Annotated in this window: 25 protein-coding genes; 16 read left to right on the forward strand and 9 right to left on the reverse strand. The window is 51.3% G+C overall.

Annotated elements, in window-relative coordinates:
* Positions 1–262: 262 nt before the first annotated feature.
* From AC0LWN_RS11825 to AC0LWN_RS11850, 6 genes are all read left to right on the forward strand, one after another.
* Positions 263–2,194, forward strand: a complete 1,932-nt coding sequence (locus AC0LWN_RS11825; RefSeq protein ID WP_474665514.1) for an asparagine synthase-related protein — start codon at positions 263–265, stop codon at positions 2,192–2,194.
* Positions 2,195–2,223: 29 nt separating this feature from the next.
* The gene (locus AC0LWN_RS11830) at positions 2,224–2,349 is read left to right on the forward strand and encodes a paeninodin family lasso peptide (RefSeq protein WP_458967190.1); all 126 of its coding nucleotides are present in this window, start codon (positions 2,224–2,226) and stop codon (positions 2,347–2,349) included.
* 91 nt (positions 2,350–2,440) lie between these two features.
* On the forward strand, positions 2,441–3,361 hold the full coding sequence (locus tag AC0LWN_RS11835) for a phosphoenolpyruvate carboxykinase (ATP) (protein WP_474665427.1): 921 nt from the start codon (positions 2,441–2,443) through the stop codon (positions 3,359–3,361).
* 15 nt (positions 3,362–3,376) lie between these two features.
* Complete coding sequence (locus tag AC0LWN_RS11840; RefSeq protein WP_474665429.1) at positions 3,377–3,682, forward strand: lasso peptide biosynthesis PqqD family chaperone; 306 nt, start codon at positions 3,377–3,379, stop codon at positions 3,680–3,682.
* The gene (locus tag AC0LWN_RS11845) at positions 3,679–4,137 is read left to right on the forward strand and encodes a lasso peptide biosynthesis B2 protein (protein ID WP_474665431.1); all 459 of its coding nucleotides are present in this window, start codon (positions 3,679–3,681) and stop codon (positions 4,135–4,137) included. Before AC0LWN_RS11840 ends, AC0LWN_RS11845 begins: the two co-directional genes overlap by 4 nt.
* A 13-nt stretch (positions 4,138–4,150) precedes the next feature.
* Positions 4,151–5,950, forward strand: coding sequence for an ABC transporter ATP-binding protein (locus AC0LWN_RS11850; protein WP_474665433.1), 1,800 nt, complete (start codon positions 4,151–4,153; stop codon positions 5,948–5,950).
* Between the two features lie 94 nt (positions 5,951–6,044).
* Here the strand turns inward: AC0LWN_RS11850 and AC0LWN_RS11855 are convergent, their stop codons facing one another.
* Complete coding sequence (locus AC0LWN_RS11855; protein ID WP_458967185.1) at positions 6,045–6,386, reverse strand: nitrous oxide-stimulated promoter family protein; 342 nt, start codon at positions 6,384–6,386, stop codon at positions 6,045–6,047.
* 243 nt (positions 6,387–6,629) lie between these two features.
* On the opposite strand from AC0LWN_RS11855, the gene AC0LWN_RS11860 reads away from it, so the two are divergent.
* Complete coding sequence (locus tag AC0LWN_RS11860; protein WP_474665436.1) at positions 6,630–7,133, forward strand: hypothetical protein; 504 nt, start codon at positions 6,630–6,632, stop codon at positions 7,131–7,133.
* Between the two features lie 356 nt (positions 7,134–7,489).
* On the opposite strand, the gene AC0LWN_RS11865 is transcribed toward AC0LWN_RS11860, so the two are convergent.
* Positions 7,490–8,674 (reverse strand): nucleotidyltransferase domain-containing protein, encoded by a 1,185-nt coding sequence (locus AC0LWN_RS11865; RefSeq protein WP_474665438.1) that lies wholly within the window; start codon positions 8,672–8,674, stop codon positions 7,490–7,492.
* A 247-nt stretch (positions 8,675–8,921) separates the two neighbouring features.
* On the opposite strand from AC0LWN_RS11865, the gene AC0LWN_RS11870 reads away from it, so the two are divergent.
* Complete coding sequence (locus tag AC0LWN_RS11870) at positions 8,922–9,809, forward strand: DUF1186 domain-containing protein (RefSeq protein WP_474665440.1); 888 nt, start codon at positions 8,922–8,924, stop codon at positions 9,807–9,809.
* A 23-nt stretch (positions 9,810–9,832) separates the two neighbouring features.
* Here AC0LWN_RS11870 and AC0LWN_RS11875 read toward each other — a convergent pair whose 3' ends face one another.
* Positions 9,833–10,252: a GNAT family N-acetyltransferase gene (locus AC0LWN_RS11875; protein ID WP_474665442.1), complete on the reverse strand. Its 420-nt coding sequence runs from the start codon at positions 10,250–10,252 to the stop codon at positions 9,833–9,835.
* 174 nt (positions 10,253–10,426) lie between these two features.
* Here AC0LWN_RS11875 and AC0LWN_RS11880 point away from each other — a divergent pair, with 174 nt between their 5' ends.
* Positions 10,427–10,870 (forward strand): HEAT repeat domain-containing protein, encoded by a 444-nt coding sequence (locus AC0LWN_RS11880; RefSeq protein ID WP_474665444.1) that lies wholly within the window; start codon positions 10,427–10,429, stop codon positions 10,868–10,870.
* Positions 10,871–10,874: 4 nt separating this feature from the next.
* On the forward strand, positions 10,875–11,471 hold the full coding sequence (locus AC0LWN_RS11885) for a hypothetical protein (protein WP_474665446.1): 597 nt from the start codon (positions 10,875–10,877) through the stop codon (positions 11,469–11,471).
* Between the two features lie 63 nt (positions 11,472–11,534).
* On the opposite strand, the gene AC0LWN_RS11890 is transcribed toward AC0LWN_RS11885, so the two are convergent.
* Positions 11,535–13,076, reverse strand: coding sequence for an acetate--CoA ligase (locus tag AC0LWN_RS11890; protein WP_474665516.1), 1,542 nt, complete (start codon positions 13,074–13,076; stop codon positions 11,535–11,537).
* A 321-nt stretch (positions 13,077–13,397) separates the two neighbouring features.
* On the opposite strand from AC0LWN_RS11890, the gene AC0LWN_RS11895 reads away from it, so the two are divergent.
* Complete coding sequence (locus tag AC0LWN_RS11895; RefSeq protein WP_474665448.1) at positions 13,398–13,964, forward strand: GNAT family N-acetyltransferase; 567 nt, start codon at positions 13,398–13,400, stop codon at positions 13,962–13,964.
* A 53-nt stretch (positions 13,965–14,017) separates the two neighbouring features.
* Complete coding sequence (locus AC0LWN_RS11900) at positions 14,018–14,734, forward strand: stalk domain-containing protein (protein WP_474665450.1); 717 nt, start codon at positions 14,018–14,020, stop codon at positions 14,732–14,734.
* A gap of 121 nt (positions 14,735–14,855) precedes the next feature.
* Here AC0LWN_RS11900 and AC0LWN_RS11905 read toward each other — a convergent pair whose 3' ends face one another.
* Positions 14,856–14,981: a DUF4023 family protein gene (locus AC0LWN_RS11905; RefSeq protein ID WP_458967178.1), complete on the reverse strand. Its 126-nt coding sequence runs from the start codon at positions 14,979–14,981 to the stop codon at positions 14,856–14,858.
* A gap of 164 nt (positions 14,982–15,145) precedes the next feature.
* Here AC0LWN_RS11905 and AC0LWN_RS11910 point away from each other — a divergent pair, with 164 nt between their 5' ends.
* Positions 15,146–15,793 carry a TetR/AcrR family transcriptional regulator gene (locus AC0LWN_RS11910; RefSeq protein ID WP_474665452.1) on the forward strand — a complete coding sequence of 216 codons (648 nt, stop codon included), beginning with the start codon at positions 15,146–15,148 and terminating at the stop codon, positions 15,791–15,793.
* Positions 15,794–15,808: 15 nt separating this feature from the next.
* Positions 15,809–17,011, forward strand: a complete 1,203-nt coding sequence (locus tag AC0LWN_RS11915; RefSeq protein ID WP_474665454.1) for an Acg family FMN-binding oxidoreductase — start codon at positions 15,809–15,811, stop codon at positions 17,009–17,011.
* Here the strand turns inward: AC0LWN_RS11915 and AC0LWN_RS11920 are convergent.
* From AC0LWN_RS11920 to AC0LWN_RS11935, 4 genes are all read right to left on the reverse strand, one after another.
* A complete protein-coding gene (locus AC0LWN_RS11920) occupies positions 17,001–17,831 on the reverse strand; it encodes an ABC transporter ATP-binding protein (protein WP_474665456.1) in 831 nt (276 codons plus the stop codon). The genes AC0LWN_RS11915 and AC0LWN_RS11920 overlap by 11 nt on opposite strands.
* Positions 17,832–17,833: 2 nt before the next feature.
* A complete protein-coding gene (locus AC0LWN_RS11925; protein WP_474665458.1) occupies positions 17,834–18,883 on the reverse strand; it encodes a FecCD family ABC transporter permease in 1,050 nt (349 codons plus the stop codon).
* Positions 18,884–18,917: 34 nt separating this feature from the next.
* Positions 18,918–19,883 carry a FecCD family ABC transporter permease gene (locus AC0LWN_RS11930; protein ID WP_474665460.1) on the reverse strand — a complete coding sequence of 322 codons (966 nt, stop codon included), beginning with the start codon at positions 19,881–19,883 and terminating at the stop codon, positions 18,918–18,920.
* Between the two features lie 108 nt (positions 19,884–19,991).
* Complete coding sequence (locus tag AC0LWN_RS11935; protein ID WP_474665462.1) at positions 19,992–22,016, reverse strand: AraC family transcriptional regulator; 2,025 nt, start codon at positions 22,014–22,016, stop codon at positions 19,992–19,994.
* A gap of 274 nt (positions 22,017–22,290) precedes the next feature.
* Between AC0LWN_RS11935 and AC0LWN_RS11940 the strand changes: the two genes are divergently transcribed.
* Both AC0LWN_RS11940 and AC0LWN_RS11945 read left to right on the forward strand, forming a co-directional pair.
* Positions 22,291–24,114 (forward strand): sensor histidine kinase, encoded by a 1,824-nt coding sequence (locus AC0LWN_RS11940; RefSeq protein WP_474665464.1) that lies wholly within the window; start codon positions 22,291–22,293, stop codon positions 24,112–24,114.
* A complete protein-coding gene (locus AC0LWN_RS11945) occupies positions 24,107–25,633 on the forward strand; it encodes a response regulator (RefSeq protein WP_474665466.1) in 1,527 nt (508 codons plus the stop codon). The genes AC0LWN_RS11940 and AC0LWN_RS11945 overlap by 8 nt, the downstream gene beginning before the upstream one ends.
* Positions 25,634–25,679 lie beyond the last annotated feature (46 nt).

A 25,679-nucleotide genomic window follows, 5' to 3' on the forward strand; every position in this document is an offset into this window, starting at 1 on the left:
CCAATTAACCATAACATAACCTTTATTTCCTGTTCAAATGGGTATGTTATACCCTTTTTTTCTAGCTTAATACCACAGAAATCCAGCTACGTCAATACGCTAAAGGATACCTAATTGTACCCGCAGGTGTTATTCACATTTAATAGGAAGAACGGTATCTTATATAGTAAGAAATGTTCTTTATTAAGAACTATGAGAAAGCTTAGCTTGGGTGCTTTAGACAAGCACGGGGGAGGCTTTTGAACCAGGTGGGGGTCTTATGATGAGTGCGATTGCCGGAATCTATCATTTGCAGCATCAAACATTGGACCCGCAGCTGGGACTTGACCTTATAGAGCAGCTTAAGCGTTACCCGGCTGATGATATCAGTGCGTGGCAGAGCAAGGATATTTACCTTGGCTGCTTGTCGCAGTGGATTACTCCTCAGTCCGTGGGGGAGACGCTTCCTTATTATGATTCTATGCGCAGGCTGGCTATTACGGCTGATGCGATTATTGACAACCGGGAGGAGCTGTGCGAGCAGCTTCACGTGCCGCATGGGGACAGAGAGACCATACCGGACAGTCTGCTAATTCTGCTGGCTTATGAGAAATGGGGCGATCAGGCTCCGGTCCATCTTGTCGGGGACTTTGCCTTTATGATCTGGGATGAAGAGAAGCGGTCGCTGTTCGGGGCCAGGGATTTCTCCGGGAACCGGTCGCTGTACTTCCACCGCTCCGGCGGGCTGTTCTCCTTCTGCACCGTCATCCACCCGCTGTTGTCTATGCCTGGGGCGAGCCGGTTGCTGAATGAGAGCTGGGCATCCGAGTTCCTGGCGATCCAGACGCGGACCGATGTTATGGACCTGTTCTCTACTGTCTATCAATCGGTCGAACAGCTGCCGCCGTCCCATTCTATTTCCGTAAGCGGAGGGAACATCGTGTTCTCCCGCTACTATACACTCAAGGCTCCGCCGGAGCTGCGTTTACGTTCAAGCGGGGAGTATGAGGAAGCCTTCCGTGAAGTCTTTGGGCGTGCGGTGCGGGACCGGCTTCGGACTCATTTGGCGGTTGGCGCCAACCTTAGCGGGGGGCTCGATTCAGGATCGGTGGTCAGCTTTGCCTCTGCCGAGCTTCGCCGCCGGGGCAAGCCTCTTCACACCTTCAGCTCTTATCCGGTGGACAGCTTTGTCGATTTCAATCTTGGCAAACGTGTGGCCGATGAGCGTCCCTATATCCAGGAGACCATCAATTATGTAGGCAATATTCAGCCGAGCTTTCTGAACTTTCCCGAGCTGAGCCCCTACAGTGAAATTGACGAGTGGCTGGATATCATGGAGATGCCCTATAAATTTATTGAAAATTCCTATTGGCTAAAAGGAATCTTTGAGCAGGCGCAAATGAAGGACATCGGCGTACTGCTCAGCGGACAACGCGGCAACTGGAGCATTTCCTGGGGGCCGGCCCTGGATTACCAGGCGAAGCTGCTTCGGGAGTTCCGGTGGCTGACTTTTTACCGGGAGAACAAGCAATATAACCAGTCGATGGGTGCGAACCGCAGGAAGGTGCTGCAGATTGTCGGCAAAAAAGCGTTCCCGTCCCTGACGCGGCTGCTGCGGGCCGGGCAGGAAGCACCGCTGGAGCTGATTCATCCTGATTTTGCGAAGCGTACGGAAGTGCAAGAACGGATAAACAGGGCAGGGGTGAACACCGGTTCAGCTTCCCAGACGATCTATGATATCCGCCGCAAGCATTTTGAACAGCCGCATGTCTGGAATGTCAACGGAACGGTGGCCACTAAGCTGTCGCTGAAATATCGGGTGTGGGACCGTGATCCCACAAATGATCTGCGTGTTATCCGCTTCTGCCTATCTGTGCCGGAAGGCCAGTATGTGCAGGATGGGGTGGACCGCTCGCTGATCCGCAGGTCGATGAAGGGGTTGCTGCCGGACGAGGTGCGCCTGAACCGGAAGCGGCGCGGCGTTCAGGGGGCGGATGGGATTTACCGTATGCTTCCGCAGTGGAATGCTTTTCTTCAGGAGCTCAGGGAGATGATCAAGGACCCGCGTACCTCCTCTTACCTCAATAGTACCGGGCTCGCCGGATGTTTGAACCGGCTGGGTAGTGAGCCCGCACCAAGCATGATTTTCAACTCGGATTTTCGCCTTCTGACACGGGGACTTGTATTCTACCGTTTCTTGAAGCGTCTGTCCTGATGAAGCAATGCCTGAAAGGGGGTGAGAATATGAAGAAGGAATACAGCAAGCCTGAATTGGAAGTGCTCGACGTCAAAATGACAATGGCTGGACCTGGTGTCGCTATCGTTGACTCATTCCAGGATGATCCAGATGAAATTCAACACTACTCCTAAAATTTCTGGTTCTTGCAGCCCTCATCCCCCTGTGCTTGCTGAGGGGGATAAGGGCTATCTTTTAATAATACGGTGAGATGGAGTGAACCGCATGGAGAGTACCGTTCAAGGTCTGGCCTACCAGGCATTTGGCCTGCAGATTCACAGTGAATTTCCTTTGCCGGAGCTTCCCCTCACGGATAAGCAGGGGTTGGCAGGCAGCGTATCGGTGGTTCAGGCAGATCTGGCGGAACGCTGGCAAGCGATACCGAAGGTTACGCCCAGCCTGGGAGTATCCGGGAATGAGGTCATGTTCGAGGCCAAGGGTACGGCTATTTTTTCAATTCAAGGCGGCAATACCATCACAGTATCTCCTGCACCGGAAGCAGACCCGGACTGTGTCCGTCTGTTCATTCTGGGAAGCTGCATGGGTGTGCTGCTGATGCAAAAACAGCTTCTCCCGCTCCACGGCAGCGCGCTTGTAATTGGCGGCCAGGCTTATGCGCTGGTTGGGCGTTCAGGAGCAGGCAAATCGACGCTCGCTTCCTATTTGATGGATCAGGGCAGCCCGCTGATCAGTGACGACGTTATTCCCGTTATGGTGCAAAATGGACATCCATTAGCTGTTCCAGGTTATCCGCAGCAGAAGCTGTGGCAGCAAAGCTTGGACTATTTGGGAATGAATTCGTCCCTCTACCGTCCGCTTTTTGAGCGGGAGACCAAATTTGCTGTGCCGGTGCATGACCGTTTCCATAGTGAACCTCTGCCGCTGGCCGGAGTGTTTGAGCTGTCGGTTACCCAGGAGGGGCCAGTCGCTCTCCAGCCGATTGAGGGCATGCAGCGGTTTCACACGTTATACAATCATACCTATCAAAGAGCAATTGTGGACCGGATCGGCATCCGTGAGTGGCATTTCGGTATGCTCGCTTCGTTCATTAACCGGCTGCCGATGTACCGGCTGACCCGGCCTGAGCAAGGCTTCAACGCTCCGGCGCAAGCAGCGCTTATCCTTGAAACGATTGGCAACAAGTGAAGGAGAGATAAACCAATGAATATGAAGCCAGCAGATGTATTGTCCCTTGAATCGGTGCTCGTGCAGCGCGAAGGCAATATTGCCAGCGACATGGATGGCGAGAAGGTCATGCTGAATGTGAAGAACGGAAAATACTACAACCTTGGAGAGGTTGGCGGAGAAATCTGGACGGCGCTATCGTCGCCGGTTACTGCGGGCCGGGTGGTGGAGATTATTCAGATGAGCTTCGAGGTTTCGGAAGAGCTTGCCCGCCAGGATGTGTTTGCCTTTTTGCAAAGTCTGCTGGATGAGGATCTTGCCGAAGTAGTAAGCCAGCCATGATCGCTCTCCGGCGCATGCGTAAGCTGCTGACCCATGACAAAGCCGCCCTGGCGCTCATTCCTGAGGCGCTTTGGAGGCTTTTTCTCGTAAGAATCCAGCTGTTGTTTCCTTTCGCCAGGACCGCACCACAGCTTGGGATACAGTCCCGGGAGACCCCGGCAGTATCCAAAGACGTTGATATTCCCCGCATCCAGCATATAACCAAAGCCATCCGGGTCATGAGCCGTTATACCCCCTGGAAAAGCACCTGCATGGTCAGAGCGGTAGCGGGACTCAAAATGCTCGAAAAACGCGGGATCGAGAGCACTCTGTACATGGGGGTCGCCAAGGATAAGCAGGGCCGGATGATTGCCCATGCCTGGCTGCGCAGCGGGGCTTATTATGTCTCCGGCGATGATGCCATGAAGGGATTTGTCGTGGTGGAGAAATTCGCCAAAGTGTTACATGCCGAGTAATCGAGGTGGTTCCATGCAAGTCATAATCCATTATATCCGGCAGCTTCAGCGCTTGTCCGGGGTCAAACTTTATCTGAATCTATTGGGGATGGTGATCAGCGGCTTACTGGAGAGCTCTGCCATGCTGCTGCTGGTGCCGATGCTGGGTATGGCGGGTATTCAGCTTGGCGGAGCTTCGGTGGGTTACAATCTTCCAATGCTCGGCTTCATATCGGAGCTGCCGCAGACGGAAGCACTAATGCTGGTGCTCGGTGCTTATGTACTCATCGTTCTGTGTCAGAATCTGATCTCACGATTTGTTGCTGTGCGCAACGTGGATATTCAACAGACCTACAGCCGGCAGTTGCGATATGAGGTGTACAGCGCGTTGCTGCGGGCCGAGTGGTCTTTTTTTCTGAAGAAACGCACCTCCGATCTGATTAATGTAATGACCACCGAGATAGCGAGAGTGCTGGCGGGAATCAGCGCTTTTCTGCAATTCCTGACTTCACTGCTGTTCACGCTGGTGCAGATCGGCTTCGCCTTCTGGCTGTCTCCTACGATGACGCTTTCTGTACTCGTATGTGCCGTCCTGTTATCCTTATTCTCACGCCGGTTTATCCGCAAGGCCAAGAAGCTGGGCAGCCGCAGTTCTGTGCTGGGCCGGCAATATCTGGCCGGGATTACGGATCAATTGAATGGCATCAAGGATATCAAAAGCAACAATCTGGAGCACTCGCGGCTGAGCTGGATGCATGAGTTCACCGGCGAGGTCAAGGACGAGCAGCTGGATTATACGCGGCTGCGCTCGAACTCCCAGATGCTCTATAAAATGTCCTCCACGCTGCTGATCGCAGTGTTCATTTTCGTGTCTTTCCGCTTCCTGCACGTGGAGGGGCCGAATCTGCTGCTGGTGATCCTGGTCTTTGCCCGGCTGTGGCCGACCTTCTCCACGCTGCAGTCCCTGATGGAGCAGCTCGCTTCCGTGCTGCCTTCCTTCAAGCAATTGCAGCTGCTTCAGGAGGAATGTCTGCAGGCTGCGGAGCATGGTGCGCAGGAGGGAGGGGAGGGCGCGGTGACTCCGCTGAGCCTGAAGACGGGGCTGGAAGCGCGTGGTGTTGACTTCCGCTACCAGCCGCAGGAGCCGAAGTATTCACTGCAGGGTGTGAACGTGGTGATTCCGGCCAACCGGATGACGGCGATTGTCGGACGGTCAGGCGCGGGCAAAAGCACGCTGGTCGACCTGCTCATGGGCCTCATGCAGCCGGAATCGGGCGAGATTCTGGCGGACGGGCTGCCGATTACGGGGGAGAGGCTACTTCCTTACCGGCGCTCGATTGGATATGTGGCGCAGGACCCTTTTCTGTATAATGCAACGATTCGCGACAATCTGACAATGATCAAGCCGGATGCAAGCGAGGAGGAGCTGTGGGAGGCGCTGGAGTTCGCTTCATCGGCAGACTTCGTCCGCAAGCTGCCTGAGGGGCTGGATACGCTGCTCGGCGACCGTGGCGTCCGCCTCTCCGGCGGAGAGCGGCAGCGGCTCGTGCTGGCCCGGGCGATAATCCGCAAGCCGTCCATTCTCGTACTGGATGAGGCGACAAGTGCGCTGGATACAGAGAACGAGAAGCGGATTCAGGAGGCACTGGAGCGCTTGAAAGCTTCAGTGACGGTAATTGTCATAGCCCACCGCCTGTCCACCATCCGGGGAGCGGATCAGATTCTGGTCATCGACCAGGGCCGGGTCATTCAGCAGGGCGTGTATAACGGCCTGGCCTCCGAGACAGGCGGCATGTTCAGCCGTCTGCTCAGCAGCCAGGAAGAAGCAATGTAGGAGGGAATGGGGAGCGGCTACAGCTCTGGAATTTCAACGAAAAAAAGGATTCTAATGCACACTGTGCAGTAGAATCCTTTTTTTGTACAGTGGGTTATTTTCTTAGCTTGCCTGGTATTGGGATGTGCCTGATAGACTCAATTGGATGATAGAGCAGCATCCACGGACCTGAGTAACGCATAATATCCTTAATTCTTTGACGGTAATCCTGTTTGTAACAATGGATAGGGCACTTTGCGCAAGCCGTTTTCTCTTCACCGAACGGGCAGAGGGATAGTCTATGTATAGCATAATCATTCAAGTCCTGACATTCCGCACATAGCACTTTTTGATGATGCTTTTTCTTGCAATATATTCGAATCATTTTTGATACTATTTCTTTTTCTTTTCGGATTTTCAGACCATCGTTCAACTGCCGTTTTACTTCTATTGTCATGTTGGAAAGATCCCTTTCAGGTGGTATAAACAATGCATTATGTATTAACTATATCATCTAATTATTCAAGAAAACGGGTATGTTATTTTACATTTCTAAGGCAATTTCATATTGTATTGTGTTTACTATGTAGACGAGTTAAAATAAATATAGAACGTATGTTCGTGTTATTTTCGTGAGACGGGTCAATCAAAGTATGAAGGTGTGTACATAAGAAAATTAATATACTGAGGTGATAAAACGATGTCAGAGGTTATAGATTTACTTGGCCAAAAACTTAAATCAAATGATTTGGACTTTATGAAAAAGCCTATTCTAATAGGCGGAATGGCTATGGAATATTACGGGATGCGAAAGTCCGGTGCAGATATTGATCTGCTGATTTGCGACGAGGACTATCAGTCACTCGCTATGAAAAATCCCGATAAAAGGAAGGATTTATACGGCGATTTAGGCGTTGTTACTGATTCATTTGAAATATGGAGAAGTATAGCACTTTTAGATTATGATTTTTATCTTAAGGATGCCATTGATGAAGGAATTGCATTTGTTGTTTCGCTAGACAGATTGCTGTTCATGAGGGTTATTGCTATGGATGTTGAAAAATATATGAATGATTTGAAGAGGATGAGAGAGTATTATTACGAAAATTTTCGTAATCAAGCTTTTTTGCAAGAGGCGGAGAAACATCTATCATCCTATGAAAAAAATAATGGCGTAGTATTTGAAGGCAACTATATTGATTGATGTGAAAAATAAAATGCTTTGCACTTGATTCTTAGTCTATTTGATAGAAATCTATACTGTTTCTGGAAAACTGGTTAATCTGAGCTTACACCCGGCCGGGAAAAATGTGAGATAGCTGCACTTTATGCAGCTATTATTAGCCGAAATAGCTATTTTTGAGATATAAATGTAGTTTGTGCAATTAAAAATGAGGAAGATGAGCCATTCTGCTGATTTCAGCCTATATACCTGTATGAAGTACAGTTATCCCCCGGATGTCCCTCGATAGCGAGACTTTAGCTGTACGAAGTACAGTTAATCCGCCCCAATGGAGAGACTCGGGTGGGATGACTGGTGGGGCAGAAATATAGTCTTTTTTACTTTTCCCCGCCGCTCACTTTGCGCCAGGTCCACAGAAAGGGACGCAGCGGGAAATACAGCACATGCAGCGGCTTGGGCAGCGGGAGTGTCTTCGCATCCACCGCATAAGGATACAGAAAACCGGCCATATACAAGAACTGATGCCAGCGCGTCAGAATTGCCGGCTGATAATATTTGTAATGCCGCTCGACCTCCGGCTCCAGGGGTGGATTATGCAGGTTGACCATTCGTGTCACATAGAAAAGGGCAAGCTGAGCGATACGGCGGGACTTGGGTCTGTCCGCGAGGCTGGACAGAGCGGGCTCGACAGGTGCCGCCAGTAAATCGGCGGCAAGCAGCAGCGCCTGCCCGCCAGCATCGGTGTAATTATACCGCCGCAGCAGCACGGTTAACCTGGCGGGGTCCGGTTTTTGCAGCAGCAGCTGCTTGATATCCAGCAGCCATCTCAGCCTGGACCAGCCATGTCTGGCTCCGTGGGCGGCGAGGAAGAGGAACAAATCCTCCTGGCCTAAATAATGGACATGCTGCCCGAAGTGGCTGCTGATCCGCGAGCGTTCCCACAGCTCGTCAAACCCCGGCTCCTTGGACGGCCCCGGGCTTAATCTCCAGTGGACCTCCACCTTGATGCTTTTGTCGGGATGATTGAATGTGGTATGATGCTCCCTCCATTTCCAATCCCCCAGAATACTCTCGAAATCCTCTTCCTTCACATACCCAAGACGGACCAGCAGCGCTTCCGTTTCAGCGAGCTGTGCCATAGGCACCAGAAAATCGAGATCACGCGAGGTCCGCTGCGAAATTTCGCCGTAAAGCTCCTGGGCGAGCACCGGTCCCTTCAGGAACAGAGAACGTATATGCAGCTTGGCAAGCTCCTCGCCGATAAATCCCATTTCCCCGCTAAGCTGGAGCATTTGGACAGTATTTCTGCGATATTCCCATTTTATACGCTGGGTGACCGTGCCAGGCACATACTCTTCACGCATCCGGCTAAGCTTGGGATAGATGTACGGAAACACACGATGATGCAAGGACAGCCGTACCCATAGCTCCCAGTCGATATCCTTGAATAATTGCGGATTCTGTTCCGCCGTTTCATTGATGTCGTCACTATTCAGAACTGCAAGCAGAAGCCGCAGCTCCTTGGACAAGCTTTCCTTATCCAGGCTATACCCGTCAGTCATAGGAAATCTCCTTAATTGGATTTGTAACGTTTTGACGGTGAATTTTTGTGAAAATCAGTTCGGTGTAGAGAACGCACTGTGAGCGTACCATCGTTTACAGAAATCTGTCAATTTATTGGGCTGTGCTGAATTCTACAGTATATATACCATTGAAAATAGGTTGTTGACGCAGTTCGAGTGGCTGGTAGACTAGGAAGTATGCAGATTCTGGAATGCGCAGGCAATCTTTTTTCCTGGAGGGGTCATTATGCAACATTTAATAGAAGCCATAAAGTATAACAAGGACCGTCGGTTTCCCCGCGAAGAGGTGGAAGAGATCATAAGCAGAAAGGATGAAGCTATTCCATACCTGCTGGAGATCATGAGTGAATTGCAAAAGCATCCTGAGATCGCTGAGGAAGCGTCACGCATTGATTTTTTGTACGCCAGTTATCTGCTCTCGCAGTTCCGTGTCAAGGAATTATTCCCCGTTCTGATTGAGCTGTTCTCACTCCCGGAGGACTTATGTGACCTCATCTTTAGCGACACTCTGACGGACGCCGGAGGAAGAATGCTCGCCTCGGTCTATAATGGTGATTTCGCTCTGCTGCAGCAGTTGATCGAGAACAGGAAAGCGTCCCAACATGCAAGAGGTCAGGCGCTTAGAGCACTTGTCATACTTGTGTATAGCGGTGAAATTCCAAGAGAAACGGCCGTAAGTTATTTGGGAGAGCTGTTAACAAGTAAACGCTCGGACAGTGATCGTTACTTCAATGCGGAGATCGTATGCTGTGCGGAAGATTTATACCCGGAAGAAGTATACGCTGATATTAAAAAACTGTATGAAGACAGGGCTATTGACCCTTATGTCATTCAGTTGGAAGAAATTCAGTCAACGCTTCTTATGGATAAAGCCTACCTGCTGGATAGAAAAGGTAAAGACATGGAATCTGAGTTTATAGATGATACCATTAAGGAGATGGAGAACTGGGCTTGCTTTGGTCCAGAGAGGTATTCTTCTTCAGAAACACTTAAGTATGAGGCGCCTAAGAGTCTGCGTGACCTAAAAACAATCACTGTGGCTGCCAAGCCGGGCCGTAACGACCCATGCTCCTGCGGAAGCGGACTTAAATACAAGAAGTGCTGCGGGAAATAGGATAGTAAGATACAGGGAGCGGCCTACAGATTCTTTTTCAAATAGTAGTGGTTGAAGCCTCCGGCATTTGGAATGGTGCCATACACCTCGAAGCCCTGTTTCAGATAAAAATCCAAGGCTTGAAAGCTTAAGGTGTCGAGTTTGATGAAATCGCAGCCTTTGGACCGGGCAAGCTGTTCCGCTTCGGATAAGAGCATGCTGCCATAACGGGATTTGCGGCAGGCCTCCTCCACGTACAGGTATTGCACCTCCAGCCAGTTCCAGCAGATTTCACCGATCAGGCCGCCAAACGTCTCGCCTTCGGCGTTTTTTAGCAGCAACTGAACCTCCTGGTATCTGCCCTTTAATGCGTCGGGGAAATGCTGCCGGTTGAACTCGATCATTTTATTCGTTACATAGGTTTTGCCGGCAGGGGTTGATTCGTGGGAGATGAACAGCTCCATTATGTAATTCTTCCCTTCACTTTGAGTGGGTTCACGTAGTTTAAGCTTATCATATGCTGCGGGGGCTTGGGGATAAATCCGGTTCATTTCGCGAATTTGTCCAAAAGATTGAAATCAAGGAGTACAGTACGGTAGAATTGGGACTATATTTAACCAAGAAGGGGATTGTATCGTTTGAATAATGAAGAAGTGAACAACGGGCTGCCGGAGAATTACGCGGAACTGAAGAAGGCTGCCGGACGCTCCGCCGATTGGAGAGCGCGTCTTGAGGCCGTGGAGGAGCTTGGCCGCCACAACCACAAACAGATTATCGACATCCTGAACCGTCTGATGGTCAGCGATCCTGTATATACCGTTCAAGAAGCTGCATACGAGAAGCTGAAGGCCTTCGGCGAAGATGTAAAGGTACCGTCGAAGAACAGAGCTGAGCTGTTCAAAGGCATATCCAAGATTGTGCTGCGGATCAAGAAAAGTCTCCCAAGAGACCATTCGTATGAGGAGTTCAAGGAGAAGCTGAAGAAGATGCGGATTGACGTCTACGATGCTTATGAAGGTGAGAAGGGCGAGAATTTTGATGCCTGGCTTCAGAAAATGTGGGCTTCTGCCACTAAAGGATGATGATATGCTAAACCATCCATCAATCGAACGATTAACCGTCAAATTTCAGGAATACCTTAAGCTATCAAGCGGGCTGCGCCCCGGCTATACTGCCAGTCTGGGAACCGGCGGGGAGAGCGTGACGGCCAAGCTGGGCAGTCTGATGCCGAGTGTGCCGGATGTATTGCAAGCGATTTATAGCCAGGTTTCCGGTACAAGCAGCGAAGAAGAGGAGCCGAACCTGATCGAGTTCATTCCGGGCTACAGACTGATCCATATTGATGAATACGAGCAGGAAATCAAGGTACTGGAAAGTATTCTGGTGGAAAAAGGCTACAGCGGCGGAGGCACAGTGCTGCCGCTCCTGACCAACTACGGGAGTGATTTCATCTGCTATTTCCAATCGGAGGATGGCGTGGAACGGGTATGCGATCTGCTGCATGACTACGGTGATCTTGTAGTGATGTACGACTCCCCGGAGAACTTCCTGGAGACACTCTACGAGTTCTATAAGCAGGAGGTTTATTTTGTGGATGAAGAGGGTTATCTGGACTGCGACCTGATCAAAGAGGGCGAAGTAGGCGCGGCTCTGAATCCTGAGGCAAACTATTGGTCGGAATAACAATAAAACGGGTACCCTTCACATGCGGGGTACCCGTTTTTGTATCAGCAGGCAGGCCTGGTGTTACTTCTGAGCGGTCTTCTTTTCCTGTTCACGCAGTGCGACTCTGCGGATCTTGCCGGAGGCGGTTTTCGGAAGATCGGCGATGAATTCGATTTTGCGCGGGTACTTGTAGGGAGCGGTCCACTCTTTGACGGAGGATTGCAGCTCCCGCACCAGTTCAGGTGTACCGGTGTGGCCGTCTTTCAGTACAACGAAGGCCTTTACAATTGAGCCGCGAATTTCGTCCGGACTGGCCACAACGGCACATTCCTTGACCAAGGCGTGCTTCATCAGAGCTTCTTCTACTTCAAACGGTCCGATGGTATAACCCGAGCTGATGATAATATCGTCGCCCCGGCCCTCGAACCAGAAATAGCCTTCCTCATCCTTCCGCGCCCGGTCCCCAGTGATAAAATACTCCCCATGCGAGCTGTTAGCCTTCCGTTCAGGGTCCTTGTAATAGCTCTTGAACAAGGCTGGCATGCTAAGATGCACGGCAATATCTCCAACCTCTCCCGCAGGCAGCGGGTGGCCGTCTTCGTCAACAACCTCTACAATGCCCGGCGCAATCGACTTGCCCATTGAACCGATTCGCAGCGGTTCATCCTTCAGCGCCGCGATGATCAGCGTGCTCTCCGTCTGCCCGTAGCCATCGCGGATCGTAATACCAAAATGCTGCTGGAAGGCGTTGATTACCTCCTGGTTGAGCGGCTCGCCGGCGGACACTGCGCAGCGCAGCTTCGACAGGTCAAACCTCGACAGCCCTTCCGTCTTGGCCATCAGGCGGTATTCAGTCGGTGTGCAGCATAACACCTGGATGCCCTGATCCTGAAGCAGCTGCAAATAACGGTGCGGGTGGAAAGAGCCATTGTAGACGAAGCCTGTTGCACCATTGCCGAGAACGGTCAGGAACGGGCTCCAGATCCATTTTTGCCAGCCTGGTGCGGCGGTTGCCCACACGATATCCGACTCCTGAATATCCAGCCACAGTGAGGAAACGATCCGCAGATGGGCGTATCCCCAGCCGTGGGTATGAACGACAGCCTTAGGGTTGCCGGTCGTTCCGGAGGTATAAGCCAGGATGGCGATATCGTCACGGCGGCTGGCAACGGTAGGGAAGTTGTCCGGCTGGCCGTCCATCAGGCTCTCCAGACCCGTCCATCCGCCCTGCAGCTCATCTTCAGCGCCGCCAACGGAGAGCCGGTAATCCAGTGCAGGCAGATCCTCGGTGATTTTATTGACTTCAACGGTTACCTCTGACCAGACAATAACGGCTCTGGCCTCGGAGTGCCGCAGGCGGTAGGCGAGGTCCTTGGCCCGCAGCATTTCGGAAGAAGGGATGACTGCAAGCCCCAGCTTCAGACATGCCAGATAAATAACGTAAGCGATAATGCGGCGCGGTACCATTACGAGCACCCGGTCGCCCTTCTCAAGCCCGAGACCAGACAGCCCTCCGGCAAGCCGGCTGGCCTGCTTCATCAGCTCACCGTAAGTGATTTCTTCATAATCCCCATTCTCATGCAACCATTTAAGCGCAATCTTATCGGCAGGATGCTGCTCCATTTCCGAAGTGATATTGTAGAATTCAGGTGCAACCCAGCGCGCATTCTCCACAACGAACCTCTCCTATCTCCTATATAAACATAATGGTTTCTAATATCTACAGTATAGCACGTTCTCCTAGTACCAGGTTCTAAATGGAAGGGGTGGCATTAGCGAATGTTCTGTGACTATTTTCAAAAATATAAGAAAGTATAAGTTTCATGCTATACTTTATCCTTATATTTCTTGCTGAAACGGATCCCGTCCTTTTTAAGGACGGCGTAGCCGTTTCTACTTGTTTGCTATAATACAGAAACTAACCAGAAAGCAGGTAGAAAATTAATGAACCCTACAGCGTTTGATGAAATATTCGCCATAATGGAAGCTTCTTTTCCAGTCAGTGAGATCAGAACCTACAGCGGACAAAAGTCGTTGCTGGACAATCCGAATTACCGTGTATACACCGAGCGTGATGCTGAAGGCAGGACAGTGGCTTTTTTAGCGGCATGGGAGTTTCCGGAGCTGCGGTTTGTTGAGCACATCGCGGTGAACCCGGAAATTAGAGGCGGCGGAATCGGCAAAATACTGATGAATTCGTATATTAGCCGCTCGGACAAGCCCGTTCTGCTGGAGGTGGAGCCGCCGGAAGGTTCGCTTGAGCAGCGCAGAGTCGGCTTTTACGAGCGTCTGGGCTTCCATCTGAATCCTTATCCTTATGTGCAGCCTCCGCTGCGTGAGGGCCAGGCCGATCTGCCGCTGATGATCATGACCTATCCCCGGGCTGTAAGCCAGCAGGAATTCGAGCGGTTCAGAGAAATTTTGTACACTGAGGTATATCAAATACCGGCAACCGGTTTGGAATCACTTCTTTACAATCACGATACAAGTTCGAAACAAGTTCATGATTAAATTGAATCATAGCAAGGCACACAATACATGAACTCACAAGGAGACGATATTCAATGAAAAGCAAAAAAATGATCATAGCAACAATGGTATTCGGAATGGCAGTGACAGGCTCGGCGGGGGTATATGCGGGAACGAACATGCAGAAGATCAGTGCATACCTGAATCACAGCATTGGCTTTACAGTAAACGGAGCAGAATATACACCAGTGGATAACAATGGAAAAACGCTGGCCCCAATTACTTACAAAGATACGACTTACCTGCCTGTCCGTGCGATGGCGGATGCGCTGCAGGTGCCGGTAACCTTCGATCCTTCAACCAATCAGGTGGTTTTGGGTTCAGCAGCAGGGACAACAACACCGGGTAACGGTTCAGCGATCACTTTGGACGCAGTACAGTACAATGCCGCACAAAAAGAAGCAATCACCAAGGCCTTCGCAGCCTTCCAGGGCTTTGAAACTGCTTATGCACCGACGCAAATGACCAGCGGAGATGTTTTCCAGAAAGCAGCCCAAGGCTCCGATGGCGTAAGATTCCTCTTCAAACATATGAACGTGGAGATTTCACCACGGGACTACTCCTATGATTACAAAGGCACTACAGTGAAGCTTTCGACCGGAGCTGAAGGCAAATGGTATACCCCTTCGGATATCCCGATGCTGACCTTCAAGCTGGATGACCGTTACGTGACGCTTAGCTCGCCGGACAAAACACTGAGTAAGGCGAAGCTGGAGAAAGTGGCTGCAAGTGTTGCTAAACTGAGCAAATAAGATTATTTAATCCGAGGGTACAAAAAGGGATGTCCGTCGAAGCCAATCAATCGGCTTTGCGGGCATCCCTTTTGTGCAAATATAGATATATCCGGCTGAATCAGGCGCGGCCGTTCGGTACTTATTTATTCGTGCTGTGCTGTTTGTTCGACAGTCTCGCTTCCGGCGAGCCTTTGCCGCGGCGTTTGTTTTTCTCGGCCTTCTTCATATTCTCCCGAAACTTCTCCACGAACTCATGTGTGTCCATCGTTGCCCTCCTATTAGTTTTCCCAGACCTGCTGTTACTGTGTCCACTTCTGGTAAAGTTCATTCACTGTAAGGAATCTCACAGACAGGAGAGTTGACTTGAGGGCAAAGTAAACTTATAGTTTACTTAATAACACTATAGTGCAATTTTAAGGAGGGGACAGGGTGGGAAGCGGAGAGCGCAGAGAGAAGGAGAAGGAAATCCGCAGGAACGATATTATCGAAGCGGCTGAGGCAGTCTTTTTTGCCAAGGGATATAATCAGGCGACTATGGATGATGTAGCCAAGGCGGCAGAGTTCAGCAAAAGAACCTTATACGTCTATTTCAGCAGCAAGGAACAAATCTATTTTGAGATTATGACCCGGGGCTACAGGCTAATGCTGGAGATGCTGCGGCAGGACATCCGTGAGAATCCGGCTGCCAACGCTTTGGGGGGGATTAGGCAGATGGGTGATGTATTTTACCGGTTCAGCAAAGAGCACCCTGAATATTTCGAAGCAATGATTCAATATGAGACTGCGGAAATTGACTTCATTGCCGAAGCTGCTGACAAGACGAGAGAAGAATGTTATGCCTTGGGGGAAGAGATCACAGAGCATTTAATCGGGATGCTGCGGCGGGGAATGGACGAGGGGGTTATCCGTAAGGAGCTTAACGTTGTACATACCGCACTTATGCTGTGGTCGAGCGTCATGGGGGTGCTGAACACAGCGCTGAAGAAGGAGAATTATCTCCGCCACATGCATGCGACAACGCCGGATGAGCTGGTTGCGGCAGCTTTTAGCCTAATGGTTGAATCTATAAGCGTATAGAAGGGGTGTTCTCAAGTGAAAGGGAAGAAACGGGGGAAAAAGATTATGTTGGTCGTTGTTTCGGGCATTGTCGGTCTGGTTGCTATTGTATTTGCTTCCTTGCTCCTTATCAGTGGAGTATTCACCCAGCAGCGTTATTTGCAGCCCTGGAAACCCGGCTATTCCGCAAAAATGACTGATCCGAGACTGCAGCTAACCGCTCATGGTCTGCTTGCTGCCAGCGGGCATAATATGCAGCCTTGGCGGATCAAGCTCGATCCCAATAATGATATGGTTTTTTCGCTGTATGCGGACAGCTCCCGGGTATCTCCGGCAGTTGATCCCGACGCACGGCAGTTTATGGTTTCACAGGGAACCTTTCTGGAGTATATTCGGGTTGCCGGAGCGGAGCTTGGTTATGACGCTGCCATTAAGCTATTTCCTGAAGGGGAGTATGAGGAGAGCAGGCTTGCCGAGAGCATGGACAGCAAACCCGTTGCGCAGATCACCCTTACGAAGATCAATGCCGCTGCCGGGCCGCTCTATTCATATTTGTTCCAGCCGGATACGAACAGGGGAGGCTATAAATCTGATCCGCTTACTGATTCGCAGGTACAGGAGTTAATGAGCGTTAATAAAGACAGTGATATGACTATTGAGATTTTCCAAGATGCCGCTAACATGAAGAAGCTTGCAGACTATGCCAATCAAGCGGCTAAGGTAGAGGCGGGGGTTAGCCGTGTAATGGAGGAGTCGGCCCAAATCTTCCGTGCCAATGAGCGGGAGAAAAATAAATACCGCTACGGCTTCTCCGTGGAAGGCCAAGGAACCAGCGGGCTCATGCGCCATATTCTGCAGGGCGCTGTAACCTTGTTTCCGTCTCTGAACAAGGGGCAGGCTGCTTCCGACCAGCTTATCCAGTCCACGGAGGCCTCTGTGAACAAAACGCCTGCTTACGCACTGATTATCAGCAGTGATAACAGCCGCACAAGCCAGGTCAGAAGCGGGATGCTGTACAGCAGGCTAATCCTGACCGCCCACAGCTTGGGGCTGGCCATGCAGCCGTTAAGCCAGGCGATCGAGGAATATCCCGAGATGAACGGAATCTACAGCGATATTCACCGAAGCTATGCCCCCGGCGGCGGAACCATTCAAATGCTCGTGCGTTTGGGAACCCCGCTTACCGAGGTGCCGTTAAGCATGCGGCGGGATGTGCAGGAGCTAATCATCAGGAACTAGATTTGCCAACGGGAACGACCAGCGGAGTGCCTGTAACCGGGTCTTCAATGATTTTGCTGGACAAATTAAATACTTCTTCGACCAGTTCCTCCGTAACAATGTCCTTGGGATGGCCCTGTGCGACAATTGCACCGTCCTTCATCGCAATGAGATGTGTGGCGTATCTGGCTGCATGATTCAAATCATGCAGCACAGCCACCAGCGTATGCCCTTTCCTGTTCAGCTCCGTAAAAAGCTCCATCAGCTCAATCTGGTGAGCAATGTCAAGAAACGTCGTAGGCTCGTCCAGGAGCAGCAGAGGAGTCTGCTGCGCCAGCGCCATTGCGACCCACACCCGCTGGCGTTGCCCGCCGGACAGCTCATCCACGAGACGATGCGCCAGGCTGGTTGTGCCTGTAGCCTCCATGGCTGCGGCAACAATATGCTCGTCCTCTTCCGTCCACTGTCTGAAAATGCTTTGGTGAGGATAACGGCCGCGTGCCACCAGATCGGCTGCCGTAATGCCTTCGGGAGCGATGGCCGTCTGCGGCAGCAGCCCCAGCTTGCGGGCAATCTCTTTTCCCTTGCAGGCTGCAAGCTCCTTCCCGTCCAGCATAACAAGCCCGTGCTCCGGCTTCAGCAGCCCGGACAATGCACGCAGAAGTGTAGACTTCCCGCAGGCATTCGGACCGATAATAACTGTAAAAGAATTCGGCGGTATTGCCACCGACAAGTTTTCTATAATGGCACGCTTGTCATAATTAACGGTCAGATCCTTGGTCCACAGCGGCGAGGCTCCAGGCATGCTGTCTTGAGCGTATTTTTTTTCAGATGTTGTCATGTTCATTCCTTTCTTTTCCTGGCCTGCACGAACAGCAGCCACACCAGATAAACTCCGCCAAGCGACAAAGTTACGACGCCAACCGGAAACACGGTTCCACGGACAAGCCGTTGCGCCAGAAAATCTGATCCCAGCAGCAGCAATGAACCCATTGCAGCTGCCGGGATCAGACTATGCGATGCTCCCGCAAGCCGTTTTGCCATCTGGGGCGCTGCCAGAGCAACAAAAGAAACCGGACCCATAACGGCCGTAGGCACAGCGGTTAACGCTACGCCCGTTGCAATAAGCAGAAAACGGGACTTTTCAACCGCGACGCCATGTGCCTTGGCTGTATCATCTCCGAGCTCCATTTCCCGCAGCGGTCTCGTCTGGAGGATGGTCCCCATAAGAAGCTCGATTACCATAATCGAAGCTGGCGTTACCTGTGACCAGTTCACTCCGTTTAAGGAGCCGACGCCCCACGCCGCGGCTGTAAATGCCGCATCCGGCTCGCTGCGCAGAAGCAGCATGGAATTAAGGCTACCTAACATTGCGGATATCCCGATCCCGACGATAATCAGGCGGAAGCCTTTAGACCCGCCGCGAAACGCCAGCACATACACGATAACAGCCGTTCCGATACCGCCGATTATCGCACCTGAAGCCACCGCTGCAAAGGAAACCGCTCCTGTACCAAGCAGCACCAAAAGTGCCCCCGTATAGGAACCGGAAGTAAACCCGATAATGTCGGGCGAACCGAGCGGGTTTTTGGTCAGCGACTGAAAAATCGCCCCGCTGGCTCCAAGTCCCGCCCCGAACACAATAGCGGCAACGGCCCTTGGGAGCCTCCATTCCACCACAACGGTCCGGGCTATGCCTTCGGCATTCCCCGTTATTGCCTTGAACACATCAACCACGCTTACCGGCATCGTACCAAGAGTCAGCGATAATACTCCAATCGCGATAACTACGCCAAGCATCGCCAGCGTGGCCAGTATCGCCTTGACCCTCAGCCTGATCTTCCACGGCCAGGCTAATACCAGCTCGCGGCGGCCATATTGAACGGGTCGCAATCGTCTCATCTCCTTTATGTCGATATCAACCCGTTTAGAGGTCGCTTGCTCTTTTTCTTCGTATCAGCAGAATCAGTATGGGAGCGCCGAGGAAAGCCGTTATGATGCCCACTGGAATTTCGGCGGGCGGCATCAGCACTCTGCCAATGACATCTGATACGAGTAATAGCAGCGGCGCTGCCACCAATGAATATAGAAAAATCCAGCGTTGATCCGGACCAATGAGCCAGCGGATGCTATGCGGCACCATCAGGCCGATAAACCCGATGGGGCCGGCTACAGCAGTCGCTCCGCCAGCCAGAAGGGTAACGGCGATCAGGCAGATCAGGCGGGTACGATGAATATGTACACCCATGGAAGCGGCCCGCTCATCTCCAAGTGCAACTGCATTAAGCGCCGGCGATACAGCCAGGGCCAGCAGCACTCCAACCAGCATAAACGGCAACACCGGCCATAAATCGCTCAAGCTTCTTCTGGATAATGAACCCATGCTCCATTGCAGCATTTGGGAAAAAGCTTCGCTGTTCATCATCCGAAATACGGTTGTAATCCCGCTCAAGGCCGCTCCAAGAGCCACTCCCGCAAGCGTAATCTGCACCGGTGTCGGCGAAATCCGCCCTGCACCGCCGCTGATGATGTAAACGGCAATTGTAGTAAGAAGGGCTCCCGCAAAGGCAAACCACATATAACCGGATAGGCTCGATACAGAAAATAAGCCTATCCCTGCCGCTACTGCGAACGCAGCGCCTGCATTCACACCCAGAATTCCGGGATCGGCCAGCGGGTTTCGCGTAAAAGCTTGAATAAGCGCACCGGACAAGCCCAAAGCGCTGCCAACCGCCAAAGCGAGCATTGTACGCGGTACCCGCGACTCCAGTACCGCTGTATGGTCATAACTTCCGTTGGAGGATGTCAGTGCGGCCCATACGGTAGCAGCAGAAAGCGGCTTGGTGCCAACCATCAGGCTGATCACCATGCCGCCCGCCAACAAGACCAGCAATATCAGCAAGCCTGCTGATCTTGTTATTGTCACTCTTGGGTTGTGCGCATTTCTGGCTTCCTCCGGCCTATCCTTTTTCATTGATCGACTGGCTGATGCCACAACAGCTTACTCCTTTCCTTTCAGCGCATCTGCGAATTGAGGAACGAGATTCTCCACTGTCCACAGCAGGGCAGGGATGCTTCCCGTCGAAAACGCACGTGAGGATTGCCGGTCCAGCACCAATCCTCTTCCAGCAGCTACTGAAGGGATTTTTTGAAACAATGCCTGTTCAGTCACAGCGCTTGGTTCCACGCCAATCGGCACAATAACGGTCAGATCCGCATCCAGAAGCTCCAGACGCTCATCAGCTACCTTGATGGCGAAGTTGGAGTTCTCTATTGCTTCGATTTCCGGCTTCGTAACAAATCCGAGACGCTTAACGAAATCAATGCGCGTGCTTCCTGTTACATAGGCGCCAAACCCGCTGGCCTGGTAGGAACCAACAACCGCTGTTTTGCCGGCAAATTCCGGATGCTCGCTTGCAGCCTTGGCGAACGCTTCATTCACCTTAGCCAGCAGCTCCTCGCCTTCTTTCTCCTTGTTCAATGCTTTAGCAATAATGCGAAGCTGGTCTTCGGAGGAAGTTTTGTAACGGTCCGCTCCTTTCGGAATGCCGATGGTAGGGGCAATTTCGGTTAGGCGCTTGTAACGCTCCTCATCACCGGAAGATTTAACATCAAGAATCAGGTCCGGCTTCAGGCTTGCAATAAGCTCGTAGTCTGGCTCAAGCGTTCCAATAATTGTTGGTGAAGTATGATAGCTGCCTTCCAGCCAAGGCCCCACACCGTCGCCGCCGAATGCTACCCAATCGCTGGCCCCGATCGGTTCCACGCCAAGACTGAGTACCGTTTCGGCATCTCCCCATCCAAGCGCCACGATTCGTTTCGGCTCAGCCGTTATTTCTACCGTCCCGAACTTGGAATCAATAGAGGCATGATAAGGCTGTGATGCCGCTGTCTCCTCCGTAGCAGACTGAACGGCGGCGTTTTGCTGAGTAACAGCAGAGTTCTGATTCTCCGGCGTATTTTTTGCCGCTCCATTAGTACCGCCGTTCCCTGCCGAACAGGCGCTAAGCGCCATAGTAAAACATAGCAGCATGGTTACTGCCCACTTTTTGCTGCGAAACATTGGTGAATCCCCCTCTTTGGTGTACAAATAAGAATGATAATCCTTATCAATACTATACTGTGCCCAAAAAGGCTCTCCAATGTCATATCGTGCCAACCCTGATGTTATATATGGACACTCTGAGGCATAGCGGTTTTCATTTCGATAGCGAAGAGGGGATGTGCCGACATGCTTTTTGAACATTTTGCTGAAATAATAACTGTCGGGCTGCCCGATGCTTTCAGCTATTTCCTGAAGAGTGGCATCCGTTGTGACGAGAAGCTCCTTGGATTTCGTAATCCGCAAATGAATAATGTAATCAATAGGACTTTTCCCGGTCTCGTTCTTGAATATTCTTGAAAAGTGGCGTGAGCTGCAGCCGAGCCTTGCCGCGAGTTCCTCAAGCGTGATGGACCGGGCATAATTAGCTTGTATGTATTGAATTGCCCGGGAGACCAAATCATTGCGGACAAGCAGTGCTCCACCGGCGTTGGCCTGATGAAGAACCTCGTATACAAACTGGTACATCAGCGATTTTACGCGAATCTTCTGAAGCTTGTCCCGGGCCTGGCTTTCCCAGGCCGCAAGCATCTCCTGAACCTGATGCAGCAAAAAGGCCGAAGATATCGGGGCTACGCTGTAGCTTTGATGATATGCGCCGTTTCGCTCGTTTCCAGATAATAATCTATGCTTAATCAGTTCGGGCAGAGCAGCGCCATAATAAATCAGATAGTACTCAAAGAGGGTTTCAATTTTGTCTATCGCAAGTACACTGCCCTTAATACCATGCAGGACAAGAAAACGCTTGACGGGCTGATCGGCATCCTCCAGACGGATTGTCGCTGCTCCTTTTACTGCGTATAAAAAACAGTTTGCAGGCAAGCGATACGAGCTTGCTTCCCCCTCATATTGCACAATGCGGCGGATATCCAATACGTTAATGTGCGAATAGCTCCAAACGAGCAACTGCTGGCCCGCTTGCATGATATGTCCACCTCCTCGATCTGCCTTAAAACTAAAACTATTATAATATAATTGAGAACAATTCTCATTACAAAATAACGAAATTTTATGAAACAGGCGGATAGAGGAGGCTCCCTGTCTTTATTTTTTACAGTAAACCTTTATTTTTTACCCTATGTGCGATACTGGCCATAGCTTATTGTTGAAGTATATAAGTTGAACTTGAAAGCCGACAAAACATATATAATGAGGTGTAGTTCATTAGGCAACAAGAGCAGGAGGGACATCTGAGATTATGCTGCTTCCGAAATGGTATAAGAAGCATTTTAAGAACAATCTGTTTATGAAGATCATCCTGATTTTCTCCATTATAGCCGTGGTCACCACGATTACGTTCTCCTACCTGATGTTCCTCTTAATGTCGCAGCCTGTGGTGCAGAGGCAATTGGATATCCAGAAGCGGACCGTAGAAAGCGTGAACAATTATATTCAGAATAAATACGACGCTGTGCAAACGATGATGCGCGATGTCTACAGGGACAGTGAGCTTGCATCCAATACGTCCTATCTGCTGGAGCATCCTTATCAGGACTATGTAACCTACAGGCTGGACCGGTATCTGAATGAGAGCAGCATCACTACAGACAGCGTGCAGTTTTTCCGCAACAAGCTGGAGGATGATCCGGATATACGCAGGCTGCTGCTCTACAGCTCTGCCAAGCAGCAGTTGTATGTGTTCAATGAACGGAAAAATTTCAATATTATCTCCACCAACGCGGCGCGTTCGCTTGTACCGGATGCCTTGTATCTGGAAGAAGCCAGCAGCGTGACAGCTCCGAACATCTGGGTCCGCAAAACCATATCCCTCGCGGATTCCCCCATGTTCTCGATCCGGGTGCCTATCAATGACAAGCAGTCGCTGCGCAATATCGGGCAATTGCTGGTGTTCTATGATGCGGAGCATATCTGGGATAGCATGGGCGACTATAAGGATGATTTCAAAGGCAACATTGTTGTGCTCTCGGCGGACAACGATGTGTTGTTCGACAGCTCCGGGAAGCTCTACGGCAAGAAATACCCCTACCCTGAACAGGTTGAAGCGATCTTCTCAGACGGTGAAGAAGTAAACGGGATGATGATTACGAAGCTGACGCATAGCCAGGGCGGCTTCACGGTGCTTAGCGCAGTCCCGGAACAGGAGCTTGCAGCGACTTATAGAGGTCTGCGCAACATGATTATTATCATCTGCCTGATCTGTATTCTGTTTGCGGTGATTACGCCATCCCTGTTCATCAGCAATTTCGCCTACCGGGCGCATAACATTATCCGCTTTACCCGCAAGGTGAAGAATGGCGACCTTGCCGCCCGGATCACTGATGTGAAGGAAGACGAGCTGGGTCAAATCTCCAAAAGCTTCAATGATATGCTGGATGAGCTTAATCTCTATATCGACCGTGTTTTTAAGGCGGAGATCAAGCAGAAGCACAGCGAAATCTCGGCGCTTGAGGCTAGAGTCAACCCGCATTTCCTATACAATACACTGGAGGTAATCCGCATGCGCGCCATCTCCCAAGGGGCGCCCGATGTAGGAGAGATGATCTACAGCCTGTCTGTTTTGTTCAAAAGCTATGTTCATCCCAAGAGCAAGCACACTATGAAGGATGAGCTTGAAGCCTGCCGGCTGTATCTGGAGCTGTTCCGCATCCGGTACAAGGACAAATTCTCCTATGAGCTGCATTGTCCGAAGGAGCTGGAGGGGCGGGTAGTCCTGAAGATGTCACTGCAGCCCATCGTCGAGAACTATATTCTTCACGGGATGAGAACAGACCGGAGCGATAATCACATCTCTATTCAACTGGTCAAGGAAGGCGAGATTCTCCGCGCCGTGGTAGCGGATAACGGCCGGGGCATTCAGCCCGAGCGGCTGCAGCAGATCCAGAGTGGTCTGCTGCATACAGACGGCTCCTCGCAGTCTTTTGGCCTTCGGAGCATTCATGAGAGAATGATGCTGCTGTACGGAGCGCCGCATGGGGTCCAGATAGAAAGTATAGAAGGTCTTGGGACAACTGTGACCGTATGTTTTCCCGATTTGGGAGAGGAGGAGCCAACCTATGTATAAGGTATTTATTGTGGATGACGAGCCGTTTATTATTGAAGGACTCTACGATATCGTCGATTGGGCCGGAATGGGGATGGAGATTGTCGGCCGGGCGGAGAACGGGCAGGACGCGCTGGAAGCGCTGACCTCGCTCCGTGCAGATATTCTGATCACCGATATTTCCATGCCGCTGATGAACGGGCTGGACCTGATTCGTGCCGTCCGCAAGATTCAGCCGGCGCTGAAGGTCATTATTCTCAGCGGGTACGATGAATTCGGTTATCTCAAGGAAGGCATGACGCTGGGCATCGAGAATTACCTGCTCAAGCCGATTAATCTGGAAGAGTTCAAGGCTACACTAAGCAATGCTGTAGAGAAGCTCAACATGAGCAAAGCCGAAGATGAGATGAACGCGCATAGCATTTCCATATTAAGAGACAACGTGATGCACCGCTGGCTCAGAGATCAGATTGCTCCGAAGGAATTCCATGAACGGGCGGAGCTGCTGGGCATACAGATGAACAAGCCTCTGCTGCTGGCCGCATTGCTGCGCCCGGGCACGGGCTTCGGCAGTGCGGAATTCCTCAAGGCGGTAGGGGAAGCGCTTGCCGGCAGCAGCTCTATCATTCTGTTTCAGGATATCGAAGGAGATGCTGTGCTGCTGCATGGTCTAAGTGAATACCAGCGCGGGAAAGAAGAGGTGGAGCGCTGCCATGAGCGGCTGATTGGACAATTGTCCTCCTTCCAGCCGCTCCGCCTCTCGCTTGGCTCCGTTGTGGAGACCGAAGGGGGCGCGGCCCAGAGCTATGCGCAGGCGAAGAAAGCTCAAGAATATTTCATGCTGTTCCCGGAGCGGAGCTTGATCCGGTATGAAGAGATAAGAAGCCGCACTGAAGCGGACGGGCGGGAAGTCACCCAGAATTGGGAGCAGGTGCAGCGGCTGATTCTGGCCAAAGACAAGGAGGCGCTGCTGCGGCGCATTGACGAGCGCTTTGAGCAACTGCGGCATATGGAGGGTGTGACACCGGAAATCCTGCAGGATTTTTCCATGGAATGGCTGATCCGTTTCAAGATGCAGCTCAAGGAAATCAGACACTCAGAAGAGCCGGAGCTGTACCAGGAGGGCTTCCGCAGAATCCGTGAGACGGCGTCGATCCATGAGTGGATTTATATTTTGAAGGAAGCGGCAGCGTTTACAATAGACCTGCTGATCCGAGATGTGAAAAGTCCGGTCGTACAGCAGGTGCTTAATTTTATCCATGAGTCCTACTCGGAGGATATTTCGCTTAAGACACTCGGTGCGCAGTTCCATATCCATCCGGTATATTTGGGGCAGCTATTCAGCAAAGAGGTGGGGGATACCTTCACGGAATATATCAACCGCTACCGGATTGAGAAGGCGAAGGAAGAGCTGCGTTATACCTCCTGCAAGGTCCAGGAAATCGCCAGGAATGTAGGCTACTGGGAGACAGGATACTTTTATAAGCAATTCAAAAAATATGTGGGCATTTCACCTACCGAATACAAGGGGCTTGTCTAGCGGACGTTCGCCGGGCAAGTTCTTTTCTTTATTTTCTACAGGATTT

The sequence above is a fragment of the Paenibacillus sp. sgz302115 genome (assembly GCF_056120445.1).

Coding starts and splice junctions, on each gene's coding strand:
- AC0LWN_RS11825 (WP_474665514.1), top strand. CDS start 263: ATGAGTGCGATTGCCGGAATCTATCATTTGCAGCATCAAACATTGGAC.
- AC0LWN_RS11830 (WP_458967190.1), top strand. CDS start 2,224: ATGAAGAAGGAATACAGCAAGCCTGAATTGGAAGTGCTCGACGTCAAA.
- AC0LWN_RS11835 (WP_474665427.1), top strand. CDS start 2,441: ATGGAGAGTACCGTTCAAGGTCTGGCCTACCAGGCATTTGGCCTGCAG.
- AC0LWN_RS11840 (WP_474665429.1), top strand. CDS start 3,377: ATGAATATGAAGCCAGCAGATGTATTGTCCCTTGAATCGGTGCTCGTG.
- AC0LWN_RS11845 (WP_474665431.1), top strand. CDS start 3,679: ATGATCGCTCTCCGGCGCATGCGTAAGCTGCTGACCCATGACAAAGCC.
- AC0LWN_RS11850 (WP_474665433.1), top strand. CDS start 4,151: ATGCAAGTCATAATCCATTATATCCGGCAGCTTCAGCGCTTGTCCGGG.
- AC0LWN_RS11855 (WP_458967185.1), bottom strand. CDS start 6,386: ATGACAATAGAAGTAAAACGGCAGTTGAACGATGGTCTGAAAATCCGA.
- AC0LWN_RS11860 (WP_474665436.1), top strand. CDS start 6,630: ATGTCAGAGGTTATAGATTTACTTGGCCAAAAACTTAAATCAAATGAT.
- AC0LWN_RS11865 (WP_474665438.1), bottom strand. CDS start 8,674: ATGACTGACGGGTATAGCCTGGATAAGGAAAGCTTGTCCAAGGAGCTG.
- AC0LWN_RS11870 (WP_474665440.1), top strand. CDS start 8,922: ATGCAACATTTAATAGAAGCCATAAAGTATAACAAGGACCGTCGGTTT.
- AC0LWN_RS11875 (WP_474665442.1), bottom strand. CDS start 10,252: ATGGAGCTGTTCATCTCCCACGAATCAACCCCTGCCGGCAAAACCTAT.
- AC0LWN_RS11885 (WP_474665446.1), top strand. CDS start 10,875: ATGCTAAACCATCCATCAATCGAACGATTAACCGTCAAATTTCAGGAA.
- AC0LWN_RS11890 (WP_474665516.1), bottom strand. CDS start 13,076: ATGGAGCAGCATCCTGCCGATAAGATTGCGCTTAAATGGTTGCATGAG.
- AC0LWN_RS11895 (WP_474665448.1), top strand. CDS start 13,398: ATGAACCCTACAGCGTTTGATGAAATATTCGCCATAATGGAAGCTTCT.
- AC0LWN_RS11900 (WP_474665450.1), top strand. CDS start 14,018: ATGAAAAGCAAAAAAATGATCATAGCAACAATGGTATTCGGAATGGCA.
- AC0LWN_RS11905 (WP_458967178.1), bottom strand. CDS start 14,981: ATGGACACACATGAGTTCGTGGAGAAGTTTCGGGAGAATATGAAGAAG.
- AC0LWN_RS11920 (WP_474665456.1), bottom strand. CDS start 17,831: ATGACAACATCTGAAAAAAAATACGCTCAAGACAGCATGCCTGGAGCC.
- AC0LWN_RS11935 (WP_474665462.1), bottom strand. CDS start 22,016: ATGCAAGCGGGCCAGCAGTTGCTCGTTTGGAGCTATTCGCACATTAAC.
- AC0LWN_RS11940 (WP_474665464.1), top strand. CDS start 22,291: ATGCTGCTTCCGAAATGGTATAAGAAGCATTTTAAGAACAATCTGTTT.
- AC0LWN_RS11945 (WP_474665466.1), top strand. CDS start 24,107: ATGTATAAGGTATTTATTGTGGATGACGAGCCGTTTATTATTGAAGGA.